The sequence below is a fragment of the Clostridium acetobutylicum ATCC 824 genome (assembly GCF_000008765.1).
Taxonomy (GTDB): domain Bacteria; phylum Bacillota; class Clostridia; order Clostridiales; family Clostridiaceae; genus Clostridium_S; species Clostridium_S acetobutylicum.
In genome coordinates this window covers 165001-167500 of record NC_003030.1, presented here as the reverse complement: position 1 = coordinate 167500, position 2500 = coordinate 165001, and the positions used below count along the sequence as shown (strand labels likewise).

The window sequence follows — 2500 nt, the reverse complement described above, 5'->3', positions numbered from 1 at the left end:
CCTTTGCACTCTACGCGCGGTTTCCAACCGCGCTGAGGGAACCTTTGGGCGCCTCCGTTACTTTTTAGGAGGCGACCGCCCCAGTCAAACTGCCCTCCTAGCTATGTCCCGTGACCAGTTTCATGGCCTCCGGTTAGAACCCCAGTACTGTCAGGGTGGTATCCCAAAGACGACTCCACAATCCCTGACGGAACTGCTTCCAAGTCTCCCACCTATTCTGTACAGACAATACCGAGATTCAATGCTAAGATACAGTAAAGCTCTACGGGGTCTTTCCGTCCAATCGCGGGTAGCAAGCATCTTCACTTGCACTACAATTTCGCCGGATTTGCTGTTGAGACAGTGCCCAAATCATTACGCCATTCGTGCGGGTCGGAACTTACCCGACAAGGAATTTCGCTACCTTAGGACCGTTATAGTTACGGCCGCCGTTTACTGGGGCTTAAGTTCATGCCTTCGCTTGCGCTAAGCATTCCCCTTAACCTTCCAGCACCGGGCAGGCGTCAGCTCCTATACTTCAGCTTTCGCTTTAGCAGAAACCTGTGTTTTTGATAAACAGTTGCTTGGGCCTATTCTCTGCGACCTACTCTCGTAGGCACCCCTTCTCCCGAAGTTACGGGGTCAATTTGCCGAGTTCCTTAACAGCAATTCTTCCGATGGTCTTAGGATTCTCTCCTCACCTACCTGTGTCGGTTTGCGGTACGGGCACAGAGCTCCTGGATAGAGACTTTTCTTGGCAGCATGAAATCAGATATTTCGGTAGTAAACTACCTCACCATTACACCCCAGACTTAACGAAAGACGGATTTTCCTATCTTTCATCCTCAGTGCTTAGACGTACTTCCAATAACGTACGCATATCCTATCCTCCTGCGTCATCCCATTTCTCATAACGTTACTCTGCGGTATCGGAATATCAACCGATTGTCCATCACCTACGCCTTTCGGCCTCGGCTTAGGTCCCGACTTACCCTGGGCGGACGAACCTTCCCCAGGAAACCTTAGGTTTTCGACCACTAAGATTCTCACTTAGTTCTCGCTACTTATGCCAGCATACTCTCTCCTGTACAGTCCACCGCTCCTTTCGGTACGACTTCAGCCCATACAGGATGCTCCTCTACCACTTGTACGAAGTACAAGTTCACAGCTTCGGTGTTAGATTTTAGCCCCGGACATTTTCGGCGCAGGATCTCTTGACTAGTGAGCTATTACGCACTCTTTTAATGTATGGCTGCTTCTGAGCCAACATCCTAGTTGTCTTAGAAATCCCACATCCTTTACCACTTAATCTATACTTTGGGACCTTAGCTGGTGATCTGGGCTGTTTCCCTTTTGACTACGGATCTTATCATTCGCAGTCTGACTACCATGATTCAAGTATCCAGCATTCGGAGTTTGATAAAGTTCGGTAACTGTTGTCAGCCCCTACCTCATTCAGTGCTCTACCTCCGGTACTCATTCATGGCGCTAGCCCTAAAGCTATTTCGAGGAGAACCAGCTATATCCGAGTTCGATTGGAATTTCTCCCCTATCCACAGCTCATCCCATGGTTTTTCAACACCATTGTGGTTCGGGCCTCCACGGAATTTTACTTCCGCTTCACCCTGGCCATGGATAGGTCACCCGGTTTCGGGTCTACAGCATGCAACTATACGCCCTATTCAGACTTGGTTTCCCTTCGGCTGCGCACCTTAAGTGCTTAACCTTGCTGCATACCGTAACTCGCTGGCTCGTTCTACAAAAAGCACATCATCACACATTAACGTGTTTTGATCGGTTGTGGACACACGGTTTCAGGTTCTATTTCACTCCCCTCCTGGGGTTCTTTTCACCTTTCCCTCACGGTACTTCTTCACTATCGGTCACTAGGTAGTATTTAGCCTTGGGAGGTGGTCCTCCCAGCTTCCCACAAGGTTTCACGTGTCTCGTGGTACTCTGGTACAGATCGGGCTTTTTTCTCTTTTTACCTACAGGACTATTACCTTCTATGGTTTAACTTTCCAGAAATCTTCGGTTAAGATATAAAGCCTTAATGATCTGACCGCAACCCCGGAAACAAGTTTCCGGTTTGGGCTCTTTCCGTTTCGCTCGCCGCTACTAAGGAAATCGATTTTTCTTTCTCTTCCTCCAGGTACTTAGATGTTTCAGTTCCCCGGGTTTACCTCTATATACCTATGAATTCAGTATACAGTTCATGGGGTTACCCATGAGAGTTTCCTCATTCGGAAATCTTCGGTTCACAGGCTATTTGCGCCTACCCGAAGCTTATCGCAGCTTATCACGTCCTTCATCGGCTTCTAGTGCCAAGGCATTCACCATGCGCCCTTTGTAGCTTGACCTTAAGTAAATATATTTAAATTCAAACAACAAAGAATTAACTTTGCCTTGCTTTAGAGTATTACTCTATATTGATTACTATGCAATTTTCAAAGTACAAATTTAGAGAGAATTAAACTCTCAAAATTAAACAGAGAACAAAGAACCTTCATGGAAATTACAT

1 rRNA gene (cut by a window edge) is annotated in these 2500 nt (G+C 47.1%); it reads right to left on the bottom strand.

The features are described from left to right. Positions 1-2339, bottom strand: a 23S ribosomal RNA gene (locus tag CA_RS00855); it reaches 567 nt to the left of the window's first position. Between the last annotated feature and the right edge of the window lie 161 nt (positions 2340-2500).